The 14603-nt window shown below is 65.5% G+C and carries 10 protein-coding genes; 5 read left to right on the top strand and 5 right to left on the bottom strand.

Annotated features, from left to right (window positions below; all coding sequences use genetic code 11):
- Positions 1 to 85 precede the first annotated feature (85 nt).
- The gene (locus tag K2U94_RS07865; protein ID WP_243066682.1) at positions 86 to 1465 is read left to right on the top strand and encodes a class II 3-deoxy-7-phosphoheptulonate synthase; all 1380 of its coding nucleotides are present in this window, start codon (positions 86 to 88) and stop codon (positions 1463 to 1465) included.
- A gap of 153 nt (positions 1466 to 1618) precedes the next feature.
- Positions 1619 to 2731 (top strand): DUF2865 domain-containing protein, encoded by a 1113-nt coding sequence (locus K2U94_RS07860; protein WP_243066681.1) that lies wholly within the window; start codon positions 1619 to 1621, stop codon positions 2729 to 2731.
- Positions 2732 to 2740: 9 nt separating this feature from the next.
- Here K2U94_RS07860 and gltX read toward each other — a convergent pair whose 3' ends face one another.
- Complete coding sequence (gltX, locus tag K2U94_RS07855; RefSeq protein WP_243066680.1) at positions 2741 to 4111, bottom strand: glutamate--tRNA ligase; 1371 nt, start codon at positions 4109 to 4111, stop codon at positions 2741 to 2743.
- A 293-nt stretch (positions 4112 to 4404) separates the two neighbouring features.
- On the opposite strand from gltX, the gene K2U94_RS07850 reads away from it, so the two are divergent.
- Entirely contained in the window at positions 4405 to 5568 is a 1164-nt protein-coding gene (locus K2U94_RS07850) for a ceramide glucosyltransferase (RefSeq protein ID WP_243066679.1), read from the top strand.
- Here K2U94_RS07850 and K2U94_RS07845 read toward each other — a convergent pair.
- The 4 genes from K2U94_RS07845 to K2U94_RS07830 all read right to left on the bottom strand — a co-directional run bounded on the left by K2U94_RS07845 (position 5565) and on the right by K2U94_RS07830 (position 11826).
- Positions 5565 to 6800, bottom strand: a complete 1236-nt coding sequence (locus tag K2U94_RS07845) for a flavin monoamine oxidase family protein (RefSeq protein ID WP_243066678.1) — start codon at positions 6798 to 6800, stop codon at positions 5565 to 5567. The genes K2U94_RS07850 and K2U94_RS07845 overlap by 4 nt on opposite strands.
- Positions 6801 to 6825: 25 nt before the next feature.
- Positions 6826 to 8577, bottom strand: a complete 1752-nt coding sequence (locus K2U94_RS07840) for an NAD+ synthase (RefSeq protein WP_243066677.1) — start codon at positions 8575 to 8577, stop codon at positions 6826 to 6828.
- A 94-nt stretch (positions 8578 to 8671) separates the two neighbouring features.
- Positions 8672 to 9670: an FAD:protein FMN transferase gene (locus tag K2U94_RS07835; protein WP_243066676.1), complete on the bottom strand. Its 999-nt coding sequence runs from the start codon at positions 9668 to 9670 to the stop codon at positions 8672 to 8674.
- Positions 9667 to 11826, bottom strand: a complete 2160-nt coding sequence (locus K2U94_RS07830; RefSeq protein WP_243066675.1) for a 4Fe-4S binding protein — start codon at positions 11824 to 11826, stop codon at positions 9667 to 9669. The genes K2U94_RS07835 and K2U94_RS07830 overlap by 4 nt, the downstream gene beginning before the upstream one ends.
- 195 nt (positions 11827 to 12021) lie before the next feature.
- Here K2U94_RS07830 and K2U94_RS07825 point away from each other — a divergent pair, with 195 nt between their 5' ends.
- Together K2U94_RS07825 and K2U94_RS07820 are read left to right on the top strand one after the other, a co-directional pair.
- Positions 12022 to 13221: an FIST N-terminal domain-containing protein gene (locus K2U94_RS07825; RefSeq protein ID WP_243066674.1), complete on the top strand. Its 1200-nt coding sequence runs from the start codon at positions 12022 to 12024 to the stop codon at positions 13219 to 13221.
- A complete protein-coding gene (locus K2U94_RS07820) occupies positions 13218 to 14543 on the top strand; it encodes an ATP-binding response regulator (RefSeq protein ID WP_243066673.1) in 1326 nt (441 codons plus the stop codon). Before K2U94_RS07825 ends, K2U94_RS07820 begins: the two co-directional genes overlap by 4 nt.
- Positions 14544 to 14603: the final 60 nt, after the last annotated feature.

Below are 14603 nucleotides of genomic sequence, written 5' to 3'. Positions count from 1 at the left end.
AGGTTTGGCGCTTGGTCCGCTCTGGTGTATAGACCCGCCTTTCCCCCTTTTGAAACGCGGCCCCGCCGCCTCAGGAGTTCAGCGCGTGATGGAACGTTGGTCGCCCGACAGTTGGAGATCCAAGCCAATCGTTCAGGTTCCGACCTATGCGGACGCGGCCGCGCTCGCCGATGTCGAGAAGCAGATCGCCGGATTTCCGCCGCTCGTTTTCGCGGGCGAGGCGCGCAAGCTGAAGAAGCAGCTGGCGCAGGTTTGCGCCGGCGAGGCTTTCCTGCTGCAGGGCGGCGACTGCGCCGAAAGCTTTGCGGAACACTCCGCCGACAATATCCGCGACTTCTTCCGCGTCTTCCTGCAGATGGCGGTGGTGATGACTTTCGGTGCCGCCATGCCGGTGGTCAAGGTCGGCCGCATCGCGGGCCAGTTCGCCAAGCCGCGTTCGGCGCCGACCGAATCCATCGACGCCGTCGAACTGCCCTCCTATCGCGGCGACATCGTCAATGACATCGCCTTCACGCCGGAAGCGCGCGAGCCCGACCCGCGCCGCCAGCTGATGTCCTATCGCCAGTCGGCGGCGACGCTGAACCTGCTGCGCGCCTTCGCCACCGGCGGCTACGCCAACCTCGAGAATGCTCATCGCTGGATGCTCGGCTTCATCAAGGACAGCCCGCAATCCGAGCGCTATGAGAAGCTCGCCAACCAGATCACCGAAACGCTCGGCTTCATGCGCGCCATCGGGCTCGACCCCGAGCATCACCAGGAGCTGCGCCAGACCGAGATCTATACCTCGCACGAGGCGCTGCTGCTCGGCTATGAACAGGCGCTGACCCGGGTGGATTCGACCAGCGGCGACCATTATGCCACCTCCGGCCATTTCCTGTGGGTCGGAGACCGCACCCGCCAGCCCGACCACGCCCATATCGAATACATGCGCGGGATCAAGAATCCGATCGGCCTCAAATGCGGTCCGACCACCACGCCGGACGGTTTGCTGCGCCTGATCGACATTCTCAACCCGGCCAACGAGCCGGGCCGCCTGACCCTGATCGCGCGCTTTGGCGCGGAAAAGGTCGGCGAGCACCTGCCGTCGCTGATCCGGGCGGTGACCCGCGAAGGCCGCAAGGTGGTGTGGTCCTGCGACCCGATGCACGGCAATACGGTGAAGGCCGGCGCCTATAAGACCCGCCCCTTCGACCGGGTGATGCAGGAAATCCGCTCCTTCTTCGACGTCCATCGCGCCGAAGGGTCCTATGCCGGCGGCGTCCATCTCGAAATGACCGGGGCGAATGTCACCGAATGCACCGGCGGCGCCCGCGCTCTGTCGGAAGCCGACCTGCGCTCGCGCTACATGACCTATTGCGACCCGCGCCTGAACGCCGAACAGGCGATCGAAGTCGCGTTCCTGATCGCGGAAAAGCTGAAAAAAGACCGCGCCGCCTCGCACGCCGAGGCGGACGCCGCGGAATGATACGAATTCCGCCCGATTCATGCGGAATTCCACTTCCGCTGGCGCGAAAATCCGCTCGCGATTCGGAGGATTTTCCCGCCATGCGTTTCCGCGGATTGCGAAGCAATCTTACGGAAGCCGTTAGATGAGCGAAGCAGGAGCGGCGCGCGGGTTTTGAAAAGAAAAGCGCATAATGGTTCGACCGGCGGGAGCCTTGCGCCCGCGGCGCGGTCGTTCGCCCTGATCCTGGCCCTGCTGGCCTCCGGCGCCGGCGCCCACGCCCAGAACGCCGCGTGCGACCAGTTGCGCGCGGCGCTGTCGCAGCCGGCGAACGTCGATCCGTCCGCGGCCGCCGGCGCGCGCCAGGCGCGCGCCGAACTGGCAAGAGCGACGGCGCAGGCCCGCGCCATGGGCTGCGACAATCAGCAGTTCCTGTTCTTCGGCAGCCCGCCGCCGCCGCAATGCGCCGGGCTCAAAAGCCGGATCGCGGCGCTGCAAAGCCGCTATGCCGCTTTCGCCGCCCGCGCTTCCGGCGATTCGCCGCAAAGGCGGGCGCTGCGGGCGCGCTACGCCGCGCAGTGCCAGGGCGCCCCACGCGAAAAGAATTTCTTCGAAACCCTGTTCGGCAATTTCACCGACGACCGGGGTTCCGACCAGGCCGCGCCCCAGGCGGTCGGCCCGGAAGAACCACAGTCGGGCGAACTGCGCGCCTATGGCGGCTCGCAGGTCCTCTGCGTGCGCACCTGCGACGGCGGCTTCTTTCCCCTGAATTTTTCCGCGCGCGGCGCTCCACAGGATCAATTGCAGGATCTCTGCCAGGCGCTCTGCCCCAACGCCGAAGTGAAGCTCTACACCCGCAATCCGGCGAGCGCCATCGAAACCGCGCTGGGCGTCGACGGCACGCCCTATCGCGACCTGCCCAACGCCCTGAAATTCGCCAAGACTTTCGATCCGAGCTGCACCTGCAAGCCGCCCAACGAGAGCTGGATCCAGGCCCTCGCCCATGCCGAGCAGGTGCTCGACCAGATAGGCGGAACGCGAGCGAGCGACATCACCGTCACCGAGCAGCAGTCCGAGGCCATGGCCCAGCCCCAGGCCATGCCGACGAAACCCGGCAAGAAGGCGGGCCTGCGGCCATCGCAGCCAGCGACCTCCACGCCAGTCCAAACAATGCCTGTCCAAGCAATCCCTGTCCAGGCAACGCCCGCGCCGACATCCGCCCAGGTGGTCGAGGGCAAAGGCCCCGACGGCTCGCCGCGCCAGGTGCGGGTCATCGCGCCGAACTGAGGGTGCGATTCAAGCCCCGAGCCGGGCGAGCGCCCTGGCGCGGCCGATCAGCGGCAGCAGCTTCGCCAGTTCCGGTCCGGATTCGCGGCCGGTGAGCGCCAGCCGCAGCGGATGAAACAAAGCCTTGCCCTTGAGCCCCGTCGCCTCCTTGACGGCGGTAGTCCAGACGCCCCAGCTTGTCTCGTCCCAAGGCTCCGCCGGCAGGGCGGCGACGGCGGCGGCGCGCAGTTCGTCCGGCAGCGCGGTCACGGTAACGTCGCCCTCGACCACGCTCCACCAGTCGGCGACATCGGAAAAGCGAGTGAGATTGCCGCGCGCGGCAAGCCAGAACGGCTCGGCCTTGAAGCCGACGATGTCCTGCGCCGCCAGCCGGTCGCGCACGGAATCATAGGGCAGGCCGTGTAGCACGCGCTGCGACAAGGCCCTCAATTCGGCGTCGTCGAAGCGGGCGCTGTTGCGGGAAATGGCGGAAAGATCGAACAGGCCGGCCAGTTCGGGAAAGCTGTGGACCGGCTGGACGGCGATCGACGATCCGGTCAGCGTCGCCATAGCAGCGACCGCCAGGGATTCCACCCCCGCCTCGCGTAAGGACGCGATCGACAAGGCGCCGGCCCGCTTGGAAAGGCCCTGCCCGTCCGCGCCGACGAGCAGGTTGTGATGCCCGAAATGCGGCGCCTTTTCCGCGCCCAGCGCGAGGAAAAGCTGAACCTGCACCGCCGTATTGGTGACATGGTCCTCGCCGCGGATGATTTGGGTGACGCCCGAATCGATATCGTCCACGACCGAAGGCAGGGTGTAGAGAAAGGAGCCGTCCTCGCGCACCAGCACCGGATCGGACAAAGAGGCGCAATCGATATGGCTGTCGCCGCGGATGAGATCGTCCCAGCGCACCACCGCCGGCTCCAGCTTGAAGCGCCAGTGCGCCTTGCGGCCGGCGGCCTCGAAGGCGGCGCGTTCGGCGTCTGTCAGCGTCAGCGCGGCGCGGTCATAGATCGGCGGGGTCCCGCGCGCGATCTGGAGCCGGCGCTTGCGCTCAAGCTCATCCGGCGTCTCGTAGCAGGGATAGAGCCGGCCGGTTTCCCTGAGGCGGCGCGCGGCGGCCTCGTAAAGCGCGGAACGCTCCGACTGGCGGAATTTGGCGTCCGGCGCGACGCCCAGCCATTCCAGATCGACCTCTATGCCGAGCGCATATTCCTCGGTCGAACGCTCGGAATCGGTGTCGTCGAAGCGCAGAATGAATTTGCCGCCATGTTTGCGCGCGAAAATATAATTCAGAAGGGCGGTGCGCGCATTGCCGATATGGATGCGGCCGGTCGGCGACGGCGCGAATCGCACCACGGGCGCGATGAAGCCGGGGGCGTAATGAGCGAGGTGAATCATGGGGGATTTCTATCGCCTCGGCGGCGCTGATGGAACACCTCGGCGCGTGCGAGTCCAAAATTGAAGATTTGACGTTGAAGATAGCGCCGACAGGGCAATATGTCATAGAAACGTGAAAAAAAATCCGCATAAGCGCAACAGCCGCCGCAGCGCGAAAGGTCCGCGAAAGGTCATTGACAATCGGTCTTCTTTCCCAAAGGCTAAATCCGGCGGGAAAATGTCGCGTCACATTGCCGCCTCTTTTGGGCGCGAAAGCGTCGCCGGCGAGGCGTAAAAGAGAAAGATTGGCTTGAATGACGGGATATATCGCCGCGGCTTTCTGCCTGATTGTGACTTTGCTCAATTTGGTCTCGCTCGCCTTGGCCGCCTGGCGTTGCCGCGTCCGCCCCGAACCAATCGCCGCGCGCATGTCGCCCACGGTCCTCGAAAACCCCACCCCGCCGGTGAGCATCGTACGCCCCGTCTGCGGCCTGGAGACTTTTTCAGAACAGACCCTGCGCTCGACCTTCGAACTCGACTATCCCGATTATGAAGTCATCTTCTGCGTCCAGAAGAAGGCCGACCCGATCATCCCGCTGATCGAAAAACTACTCGCCGAACAGCCCGAGGGCCGTGGCCGGCTGCTGATCGGCGACGATCCGATCAGCCCCAATCCCAAGCTCAACAATTGCTTCAAGGGCTGGCAGGCGGCGAAGCACCAATGGATCGTGCTCGCCGATTCCAACGTGCTGGCGCCCGGGGACTATCTCCAGCAGATGCTGGTCCGCTTCCGCCCCGACGTCGGCCTCGTCTGCTCGCCGCCGCTTGGCGTCTCGCCCGAGGGTTTTCGCGCCCAGCTCGAATGCGCTTTCCTCAATTCGTTTCAGGCGCGCTGGCAATTCTGCGCCGACGCGCTCGGCATGGGCTTCGCCCAGGGCAAGAGCATGATGTGGCGCCGCGAGATCGTCGAAGCCGCCGGCGGCATTGCCGCGCTCGCTTCCGAGATCGCCGAGGACGCCGCCGCGACCAAGCTGGTGCGCGAAGCCGGCATGCAGGTCGCGCTGGTGGACCGCCCGTTCGGCCAGCCCCTTGGCACGCGGACGCTACGCGCCATCTATCAGCGCCAGACCCGCTGGGCGCGCCTGCGCCGCGCCAGCTTCGCCCATATGTACGCCCCTGAAATTCTCGCCAGTTCCCTGCTGCCGATTCTCGCCGGCGCATATGCCGCGCGCGATTTCGGCTTCGAGCCCTGGACCGCCGCCGTGATCGTCGCCGCAGCCTGGCATCTGCCGGAAGCTCTGGCGAATTGGCGCCTCGACTGGCCGACGACCTGGTTCTCGCCCGTCACTTATCTTTTGCGCGACCTGCTCTTTCCCATCGTCTGGATCGACGGCTGGCTGGGCGACGATTTCGAGTGGATGGGCAATTCCATGACCGTGCGCGAGGTCGCCGACGAAACGGTGGATGGCGCGGCTTAAACCGCAAGCGCCGACAGCACGTCCTCGGCCGCGCGGACGCCCGTGGCATAGGCTCCGTGGGCGGTGGTGAAGTCGCGCTCATGCGCGGCTTCGCCGGCAAAGAAAATCCTGTTGTCGAATGGGCGCGCCAGCGCCTGCCGCGCTGCGGCATGGCGCGGCATGGCGCAGCTATAGGCGCCACCGATATAGCGCTCCGCGCTCCAGCCTGTCGCCGCCAGGGGAAGCAGGCGCTTCCGGACATCGGCGCCGAACAGCCCCGCCAATTGATCCGCCGCCCGCACAAAGCCCGCCTGCGGCCCTTCTTCCGCAAGGAGGGCCGCGCCCACTCCCCCAAGAAAACATTCGATGAAATTCAAGCCGTGGGGCTGGATCAGATAGCTGCCCATCGCCGCGTCGCGAGGGTCGCCGAACACATGCGTTTCGGGCGCGAACGGGCTTCGGCCGACGATTTCCAGAAACACCTTCTCGTTGCGCCCGAGCGGCAAAAGGCTGGCGGCGACACGCCATGGCTCGAGTTCGGCCGGCATGACGAGCGCGCCGCTGGCGAGAACCGCCGTCGAAACCGTAATAATGACAGCCCTTGCGCGGAGATCGCCGCGCGGCGTTGCAAGGGTGACGCCTGGCGCGCCCAGGCCGATCGACCGGACCGGCGTCGACAGGCGAATGTCGGCGCCGGGCGGCGCAGCCCCGGCGATCAGAGCGCCATAGCCGCTCGGCGCGCGCCAGTTCTCGCCGGTCGAGGCGATCTCGTAAGTCGCGTAATCGGCGGCGGAGATGCGCTCCGGCGCCATGCCGCTGATATAGGACACGTTGGCGCGGATGAAGGCGTTCCAGGCGCCCTCCGGCGCCAGGGCGTCGGCGGCGCAATCGCTCGCGGGCGGGTTCGCCCGCAGCTTTTGCGACCAATTTGCGAAGGCTTCGCTCGCCGCCGCCTGTTCGGAGGCGGAAAAGCCAAGATCGGCATATTGCCCATGCCAGGGCGCCGGCCGCCGGTCGAGTGCGACGCCGGCCGCCTCCGCAAGGCGCGCTAAAGGGTTACGGTCGGCGGAATGGAGCCATTCGCAACCGAGGTCGAGCGGAAACGCGGCATGGCGCTCGGTCCGAGCCCTTCCGCCACGGCGCGGCGAGGCTTCGAGTACGATCGAGGACAGCGGGCTCCACGCCAGGCGGCGCGCGGCGGCGATTCCGGCGGCGCCTGCGCCGATGATCGCGACGTCGATTTCATCCATCATTTGCGCCTCGAAACGCGGCCGGCGCCTATTCCTCGAACCGCTCGCTCACGCCCACCGGGCTCTCGGGCGCGACCGCGGGATCGGACCGGAAGGGTGACGCCCCGGAATCCCTGAACCGGTTGACGATCGGATAGCGGCGGTCGCGGCCGAAATTTTTCCGCGTGACTTTTACGCCCGGCGCGGACTGGCGGCGCTTGTATTCGGCGAGGTAAAGCAGCCGCTCGATTTTTTTCACGGTCTCGGGATCATGCCCGCGCCCCACAATATCGGCGAGGCGCATGTCCCTTTCGACCAGACATTCCAGCATGTCGTCGAGCGCGTCATAGGGCGGCAGCGAGTCCTGGTCCTTCTGGTTCTCGCGCAATTCGGCGGTCGGCGGCTTGTCGATGATGTTTTGCGGAATGACCGGCCCGGCGGGACCGAGGGCGCCGTCCGGCTTCCAGCCATTGCGCAGATCGCAGAGGCGGAAAACCTGGGTCTTGTACAGATCCTTGATCGGGTTGAAACCGCCGTTCATGTCGCCGTAAAGCGTGGCGTAGCCGACCGACATTTCCGACTTGTTGCCGGTGGTCACCAGCATCGGCCCGAATTTGTTCGAGACCGACATCAGCAGAATGCCGCGGGCGCGGGCCTGGATGTTTTCCTCCGTCACGCCGCGCGTGGTCCCGGCGAAGAGAGGTGCCAGCGCCGCTTCGACGCCCTCGACGGCGGGCGCAATCGGCAGGATATCGTAGCGCAGCCCCAAACCCGTCGCGCAATCCGCCGCATCCTTCAGCGATTCCTGCGAGGTGAAGCGAAAGGGCAGCATGATCGCATGGACCTGGCCGCTTCCCAAAGCGTCGGCCGCCATCGCCGCGCAAAGCGCCGAATCGACGCCGCCCGACATGCCCAGAACCACGCCGGGAAAATTGTTCTTGTGGACATAATCGCGCAGGCCCAGCACGCAGGCGGCATAATCCGCCTTGTCGTCATCGAGCGAGGGCGCGTCCGGCGCCTCGCAGCAGACCCAGCCGCTCGTCTCGCGATGGAAAACGACCTTCGACACCGTCTCGACAAAGGCCGGCAGCCGCCCGGCCACGCCGCCGTCGGCATTGACGATGAAACTCGCGCCGTCGAACACCAATTCGTCCTGGCCGCCGATCTGGTTGAGATAGACCATGGGCAGACCGCTTTCGACCACCCGCGCCGTGACGATGGCGAGGCGCTCGGAATCCTTGCCGCGCCAATAGGGCGAGCCGTTGGGCGACAACACGATTTCCGCGCCGGTCTCGCTCAAGGATTCGACGACGTCGGGTCCCCAGATGTCCTCGCAGATCGGCAGGCCGAGCCGCACCCCGCGAAAGGCGACCGGCCCCGGCGCCGGACCGGGCGCAAAAACGCGCTTCTCGTCGAACACGCCGTAATTGGGCAGATCGACTTTGAACCGCACCGCCGCGATGCGGCCGCCGTCGAGCAGGGCATATGCGTTGTGGCAAAAGCCGTCCTGCATCCAGGGCAGGCCCATCAGCACCGCCGGCCCGCCATCCGCCGTGTCGCGCGCAAGCTCTTCCAGCGCCGCGCGGCAGGCGTCCTGAAAGGCCTGCTTCAGGACCAGATCCTCGGGCGGATAGCCGGCGAGGAACAGCTCCGAAAACATGACGAGATCGGCGCCGAAATTTTTGGCCTTTTCGCGCGCCGCGCGCGCCTTTTCAAGATTGAGGTCGATCGCCCCGACCACGCAATTGATCTGCGCCAGAGCAAGGACAAGGCAATCGAGAGGAGAGGTAGAAGGGATCATGCGCCTGTTCTAGGCGAAGCCCCGCCGCCCGGCAATGTTTCGCCCATCTACACGCGCGCATTCCCTCGCCCCGCCTTTAGGGAGAGGGAGAAACTCACGCCAGATGTTGGCGCGGGAAGCCGGGGGTCGCCCAGACCTTGCCGGCCTTGGTGATTCCATAGGCTTCGGCGTCGAATTTCGTCAGCAGTTTGGCGCCTTCGTCCGGCCCGAGCACCGAGACCGTGGTCGAGAGCGCGTCGGCGACCACGGCGCGGGGGGCGATGACCACGACCGTCGCGAAGGAGGCCGGCGAAAGGCCGGTGCGCGGGTCGAGGATGTGGTTGCGCGTATAATCCGCCGACCAGGTATAGGCATAGTCCCCCGCCGTCGCCATGCAGCCGGTCAGCGGCGCCGTGCCGAGCATGGCGTCGGTCTGGCGCGGATTTTTCACCGCCACAGTCCATTCCCGGTCCTGCGGCCCGCGGCCGAGCGATTCCATCTCGCCGGTGTCCACGAAAGCGCGGCGCACGCCGAGGTCGGACAGCACTTTGGCGACGCGGTCGGCGGCATAGCCATGGGTGAGGCTGTTCATCGTGATCCCCATGCCGGGCCGGTCGAAGCTCACCGCCTCGGCGTCGAACCGCATATGGCTGTGGCCGATCAAGGCGCGCGCGGGCGCGGCTTCCTCGCCGGTCGGCCAGGCGCCGCGCCTGGCGTAAGAATCGTAAAAAATCCAGAGCGGCTGCACGGTGACGTCGAAGGCGCCGCCGCTGGCGCGGTGGACCTCGTCGGCCACCGCCAGCATTTCCAGCATCGCCGGGTCGGGCTTTTCAAGGCGGCCTTCGGCGTTGAGGCGGCGGATGTCGCTGCCCGGCGTGGACAGCCCCGCGACGCGCTCCAGACGGTGGATTTCGGCAAAGCCGGCGTCGAGCGCGGCCTCGGCCTCTTTCCTGTCCAATCCCACGACGGTCAGGCCGACGCCGGTGTCGAAGGCGACGCCGATGCGGCGAAAGACCGGCTCATCGCGCGATGCCGAAGCCGCCCACACGCCCGAAGCGCTTAAAGACGCGCCCATCAGCGCAAGCTGCAACATCTGCCGGCGATTCTTGCTCATTGCGCCGCCTCCCTCAATTGGCGTTCCCGCTTGCGCGCCCGCTTCCGTTCGAGAACCAGCGGAACGCATTTCGTCGGAGAGTCGTGGATGACCACGCAATCCATGCATTGGAAACATTCGGAATAGACGATCTCCCCGCTGCGCTCGATCGCGCCATAGCGGCATTTCACCCGGCACATCTGGCAGGGCGCGCCGCATTCCTTGCGGCGCGGAATCCATTTCCAGCGGCGCACGAAGCTCAAGGCCGCGAGCGTCGCGCCGAGCGGGCAGAGATAGCGGCAGAAGAATTTGTAATGGAACATGCCTGCGATCAAAAGCGCGACGGCATAGAGCACGAAAGGCGCGGAGCGCATGAAAATGAGAGTGATCGAGGTCTTGAACGGCTCGACCTCGGCGACCTTCTCCGCCTGATTGGTGAAGAAGACGGCGGTGACGAGAATGACCGCGAGCACCAGGAATTTCGGAATGCGCGACAGACGCTCATAGCGCTGCGGCAGTCCGAACTGGCGCAGGCGCAGCAGCCGCGCCAGTTCGCCGGCGAATTCCTGCAAGGCGCCGAAGGGGCAGAGCCAGCCGCAAAAAGTTCCGCGCCCCCAGACGAACAAAGCGACGAGGGCGAAAATCGTCACCATCAGGGTCGGCGGGTCCCAAAGGAAGAAGACGAAACTCCCCTCCCCCTTGATCGCCTTGATCAGGCCGAACAGCCAGACGATCGACAATTGCGCCTGGGCGATCCAGCCGATGAAGACCAAAGTGAAGGCGAGAAAGGCGAGACGGAAGATTTTGAAATTGCGCGGCGACCGCACCAAAAAGTGCTGCCGCGCCAAGGCGACGGCGAGCACGATCAATGCGGCGCCGAGGATCGCAATGTCGCGGATCCGGCTCTCCCAGATCGAATCTATGCCGAGGCCGGAATCCTCCGGCGGCAGGATGAACAGATTTTTCCGCAGGCTATAGGCGAGCTTGAAATCGCGCGTCACATGCTCTGGAAAAATCTGGCCTTTTTCACGCAGCACGCGGATCGAGAAGGTGGAAGGCGAGGCCGGGTCGAACGCCGCCTGCGGCGCGATGCGCATGATCGCCTGATCGCTTTTGTCGAGTTCGAGGCCTTTGGGAACCGGCAGGTCGATCGTGTCGCGCCAGACGAAATCACGCCAGGCGACCGGGGCGTTCGCCTGGCTCAAGGCGATGAAATCGGGCGTCGAGCCGGGAATGAAGGAATCGGGCATGAAGGTCCAGCGCCCGCTGGACATGATGAACATGGCCGGGGCGCCGTCGAGCTGGTCCATCAGCTTGCGCCATTTCTTTTCGCCGAGCAGGTTGCGCCCGACGACGGGTACGTCGACCTCGGCGATATAGACGTCCGCGAAGGTTCCCGTGGGATCGGCGAGACCCTCTTCGTCGAGGCCTTCGGCGTCGCTGCCCTTGAACGCCTTTTCCACTGCCGCATTGGTCAGATGCAGATGGCGGATATAGCCGCGGTCGAGCATCTGCTGGAAGGTCAGCGGCTCGAACACATCGGGTTTGGGACGGGCGACGCGATTGGGGTCGCGCCCCTTGGAAAAGCCGAGCCGCGCGCGCGCGACCTGCAGCGCGGATTCGATGATCGTCTCATTGATGATGCGCACAGAGGCGGTGGCCTTGGCGACGCCGTCGATCTCGGCGGCGACGCTGTCGGCGCGCGGATTGCGCGTGCCCGGCGCCACGATCTTGATCGATTGCTTGATCGACTTGCCGGCATATTGTTTCACGAAATCCATCAGGGGCTCGGGGCCGAGCCCATCGACGAAGACCGGCTCGTGCTGGCTCAGCACCCGCACGTCGAGCAATTCGCCCGAGGGTTTGACCGCAACGAGAAGATCGATCGGCGTGCCGGAAAAGCCGGGGATCGGCTCGAAATCGATCGATTCGAAGGCGTAAGCCGCGAGAACGTCGCCATTGTAGCTCTGTCTGAAGATGGGCCAGATCGGCAGGGTCGCGTCGCGCTCGCCGACGATGAAGGGCTTTGGAAACAATTTCTCCATCGCCGCGCGGTCGAGCGTCGAGGCGCCCGCGCCCGCCGTCGCCGCGCAAATGCAAAACGCCGCCGCCAGCAGCGCGACAAAGCGCGCGACCGCGGCCGCAAGCCTCGGAAGCCCCGTCTTTTTTTCTGGCATTTCCGTCTCCCGCAACAAGGTTGTTTTACGCGGGAAACATCGCCTATAGTACTTTCTCCCTATTGCGCAGGCGTAAGATGGCCGCGCGCGTCGGGGATCTTCATCCCGTCACGCCACGCCGGGATCGGAAACGGCGCGCTGAACGGAACGCGCCAGAAAAAAATCCGGGGGATTCAGCCTTTGCGAACAAGCGAAATGCGGGCCGACCGTCTGGGGGGCGTCGTCGTCGCGTCCACAAGCGCCGATAACGCCGAGCAGGCCGCGCGCGACGTCGCGGCGGCAATATGCGCGCAACTGGCGGCTTCGGACGACAGGCCGGAAGAAGCGCTCGTCGGTGTGGTCTGTTTTGTTTGCGCCAGCTACGACACCGCTGTTTTTGCCGCCGAAATCCGCGAGCGCCTCCCCGACACCCCGATCTACGGCTGCACCACGGCGGGCGAATTGACGCTTTCCGGCTGGGCGTCCCATTCCGTGCTGGCGCTCGGCTTCCTGCGCAGCAATTTCACCCTCACCGCCCATATGCTCGAGAACCTCTCCCATTTCGGGGTCGAGGAGGGCCGCGCCGCGACCGTCGAGGCCCGCGCCGCGCTGATTGCGAAAATTCCCGAAGGCGAAATCGACCGCTGCTTCGGCCTGCTGCTGATCGACGGCATGTGCCGGCGCGAGGAAGCCGTGATTTCGGCGCTCTATTCGGCGCTCGACGACATTCCGGTGGTCGGCGGCTCGGCCGGCGACAGCATGTCCTTCGAGAAGACCTGGATGATCCGCGACGGCGCCATCTACCGCGACGCCGCGCTTCTCCTGCTGTTCCACACCGACATCCCCTTCGCCACCTTCAAATGCGATTATTTCGAGCCGACCGCGCTCAAAATGGTGGTCACCGAGGCCGACACCGAATCGCGCGTCGTGCGCGAACTCAACGCCGAGCCGGCGGCGCAGGAATATGCCCATCAGGTCGGATTGATCGAAAGCTCACTCGACGCCGCCTCTTTTGCATCGCATCCTGTGCTGGTCGGCGTCGGCGGGCAATATTACGCCCGCTCCATCCAGAAGGTGAACGCCGACGGCTCGCTGAGTTTTTTCTGCGCGATCGACGAGGGCCTGGTGCTGACGGTGGCCAAATCTCTTGATCCTTACGAAAGCACCCTCGCCACTTTCGAGCGGATGGAGGGCGAGCTTGGCGCGGTCTCGCTTTATATCGGCTTCGATTGCGTGCTGCGGCGGCTCGGCGCCGAGCGCAACCAGATCGCCCATCGCCTTTCGGAGCTTTATCGCGCGCACCGCGTCGTGGGTTTCAACACCTATGGCGAGCAATATCGCTCGATGCACGTCAACCAGACGTTCACCGGCATAGCCTTCGGCCACCGTCCCCGCGATGAAGAACGGCTGTCATGACCTTGCAGGCGGGTGAAAACAGCGACGACCTCCAGCGCCGGATCCTGAAGCTGGAGAAGATCAACCGCGCCCTGATGTCGCGCGTCGAGCGCTCGGTGGACAGCCAGTTCAACGCCTTTTCCCTGTTCGAGACCGCGATCGCGCTCGATCATCAGGTGCGCCGCCGCACCCAGGAACTGCAGCAGGCGATGCGCTCGATCGAGAAGGCGAAATGGCAGGCCGAGGCGGCAAGTTCGCTCAAGACCACTTTCGTCACCTCGGTCGGCCACGACCTGCTCCAGCCGCTCAACGCCGCGCGGCTGGCGCTTTCCGCGCTCGGCGAAATGCAGAACGGGCCCGAAGGGGGCGCGCTGATCGAGCAGGTCGATCGCTGCCTTGTCACGCTCGAAGACCTCATCCGCACCCTGCTCGACCTCTCCAAGCTCGACGCCGGGGTGATGCGGCCGGAAATCCGCAGTTTCGAGCTCAATGACGTGATGGAGCCGCTCGCCCGCGAATTCGCGCATTTCGCCCAGAAGCGCGGGCTGAAGCTCAAAATCTTCGCGACGCGCACCACGGTGCGCTCGGACCCTTCGATGCTGCGCCGCATCCTGCAGAACCTGCTCGCCAACGCCCTGCGCTACACTTCGCGCGGCGGTGTGCTGGTCGGCGTCAGGCGGCGCGGCGAAAACATTCTGGTGCAGGTCTGCGACACCGGGCCGGGAATCCCCGAAGATCGGCGCGAGGCGATCTTCCAGGAGTTCCAGCGCGCCCATGACGACATTCCCGGCGAGACCGGCTTCGGCCTCGGCCTCGCCATCGTGCGGCGCTTCGCCCAGGTGCTCGGCCATCCCGTCTCTCTCGCCTCGCAAATCAGGCGCGGCTCGACCTTTTCCGTCGTGATCCCTTTGAGCGCGGAGGCGCCGCCGCCGCCCCCGGCCGTCGCGCAATTGCGCAATTACCCGAACCGCATCGCCGGCGCGAAAATCCTGGTGATCGAAAACGAGCCGGAGGTCAGCGAGGCCATGCTGCTGCTTCTGGAACGCTGGGGCTGCGACGTCGCGGTGGCGACCTCGGGCGCCGAGGCGGTCGAGAAGCTGAGCGTCCTCGCCCATCCGCCGCAAATCATCATCGCCGACCTTCATCTCAACCATGGCGAACTGGGGCCGGAGGCGATTCAGGCGGTGCGGCGCGCCTGCGGCAGGGAGGCGCCGGCGCTGCTGGTGACCGCCGACCATTCGCAGCGCGCCGAGGACGTCGCCCGGCGCAACCGGCTCGAAATGCTGCACAAGCCGGTGCGGCCGGCGGAGCTGCGCTCGCTGCTCGCTTTTCTGCTGACGTGACGCTTCGACTTTTTGAATAGGACTTTATGACGGGAGAATCGCGGGCGATCCGGTGCTTTA

The organism is Candidatus Rhodoblastus alkanivorans (assembly GCF_022760755.1).
Taxonomy (GTDB): domain Bacteria; phylum Pseudomonadota; class Alphaproteobacteria; order Rhizobiales; family Beijerinckiaceae; genus Rhodoblastus; species Rhodoblastus alkanivorans.
Note: the sequence above shows the minus strand (reverse complement) of the source record. Positions and strands in the feature narration are given on the sequence as shown.

Excerpts from the sequence above, each read along its gene's own strand:
- gltX (WP_243066680.1), bottom strand. The coding sequence starts at position 4,111 with ATGATTCACCTCGCTCATTACGCCCCCGGCTTCATCGCGCCCGTGGTG.
- K2U94_RS07850 (WP_243066679.1), top strand. The coding sequence starts at position 4,405 with ATGACGGGATATATCGCCGCGGCTTTCTGCCTGATTGTGACTTTGCTC.
- K2U94_RS07845 (WP_243066678.1), bottom strand. The coding sequence starts at position 6,800 with ATGATGGATGAAATCGACGTCGCGATCATCGGCGCAGGCGCCGCCGGA.
- K2U94_RS07840 (WP_243066677.1), bottom strand. The coding sequence starts at position 8,577 with ATGATCCCTTCTACCTCTCCTCTCGATTGCCTTGTCCTTGCTCTGGCG.
- K2U94_RS07835 (WP_243066676.1), bottom strand. The coding sequence starts at position 9,670 with ATGAGCAAGAATCGCCGGCAGATGTTGCAGCTTGCGCTGATGGGCGCG.
- K2U94_RS07830 (WP_243066675.1), bottom strand. The coding sequence starts at position 11,826 with ATGCCAGAAAAAAAGACGGGGCTTCCGAGGCTTGCGGCCGCGGTCGCG.
- K2U94_RS07825 (WP_243066674.1), top strand. The coding sequence starts at position 12,022 with ATGCGGGCCGACCGTCTGGGGGGCGTCGTCGTCGCGTCCACAAGCGCC.
- K2U94_RS07820 (WP_243066673.1), top strand. The coding sequence starts at position 13,218 with ATGACCTTGCAGGCGGGTGAAAACAGCGACGACCTCCAGCGCCGGATC.